1 pseudogene is annotated in these 1,174 nt (G+C 56.6%); it reads right to left on the bottom strand.

Annotated elements, in window-relative coordinates:
- Window positions 1-1,174, bottom strand: a pseudogene (locus tag B7992_RS16890) (hypothetical protein); the annotation flags it as partial.

The following is a 1,174-nucleotide window of genomic DNA, read 5'->3' as shown; positions in this document are numbered from 1 at the left end:
TTCTCGCGGGTAAAGTTGAAGGAAACGACCTTGATTCCATCCAGCATGGAGTCGGCATCGGCAGTCGCCCCGGAATCGATGTAGTCGGCACCCAGCCCACCTACCACGACATCGTTACCGTTGCCAGTGATTATGCGGTCAGCGTAATTGCCTTCGATATCGCGGGAATCCAGGGACTCGGCCATGGAAAGCATGGAGGCCGTAGCCCCGGAGTTGTCACGGTCTGTAAAGACCATCTTGGCATTGTCGCCAAACACAACGTCGTTGTCGTAAATGCCGTAGCGTTCGTCGTCATAAGTGGTGATCTTGTCGCCGCCAGTACCGCCAACGACGATGTCATCACCGCCGCCAGTGGAGATTGTGTCGTCGCCACCGTGGGCGATGTCGGAGGACGCGGCCACATCCTGGGCGTGGAGCGAACCATTCACCTGGATGGCTGCGATGCCCGGCAGGTTCTTGCCGTTGGGAGACTGTCCCGGGAAGGCTTCCTCGATTACCACACGGAAGCGGTCGAAGGAAGTGCCCTCGGCGACATCGAATACGACATAATTGGCGCTTGTGGCCAATTCGGCAGACGTTGCCGTGCCGCGGTCATAGGAGCCGTTGAAATTATGGTTCGCTGCGTCATTTACGAAGTAGCTTGCGACAGGTTCCGTAGAGCTCTCAAGGAAGAGGCTAATTTTGCGGATGCTGCTTGTGTCCGCAGAATTGGAATCTGGCAAGTCCAAATACACAATCACGCTGTAGTGCGTGAAGTACTGCGCAAGGCCGTCAACGGAAACTTCCAGCTTGTTCTCGTTCTGGGAGTTCGGGGCCGTGGTCATGAGGCCGCTGTTCATCAGGGCCGCATTTGCGTCAGTGGAGGAGTTGGCGAAGTTGTGGCTGTAGCCCTGCAGGTTTATGCGGTTGTCGGTACCTGTGGTGCGGTGCCTTTCGATACCGCCGTAGCTCACGCTCACGGCGCTTGCGCGGGTGCCGTCGTCAAAACACACAATTTCGCGGTCGTCGTTGCCGTAAGTGCCTGAAAGGGTTCCACCGATGTTGTTCCAGTGGTCACTACGGAAATCATCGTTATGAGAGGCATTCAGCGCACCCGCGACAGCTTCAGACGAAAGTCCCGTCTGCGAGTTACCCACGAAATTGAACGAAAGGGTAGCCTCGTTGCGGATTTCAG

The sequence above is a fragment of the Fibrobacter sp. UWH1 genome (assembly GCF_002210365.1).
Classification (GTDB): Bacteria; Fibrobacterota; Fibrobacteria; order Fibrobacterales; family Fibrobacteraceae; genus Fibrobacter.
The sequence above is the reverse complement of the archived record's forward strand: the minus strand, read 5'-3'. Positions and strand labels throughout refer to the sequence as shown.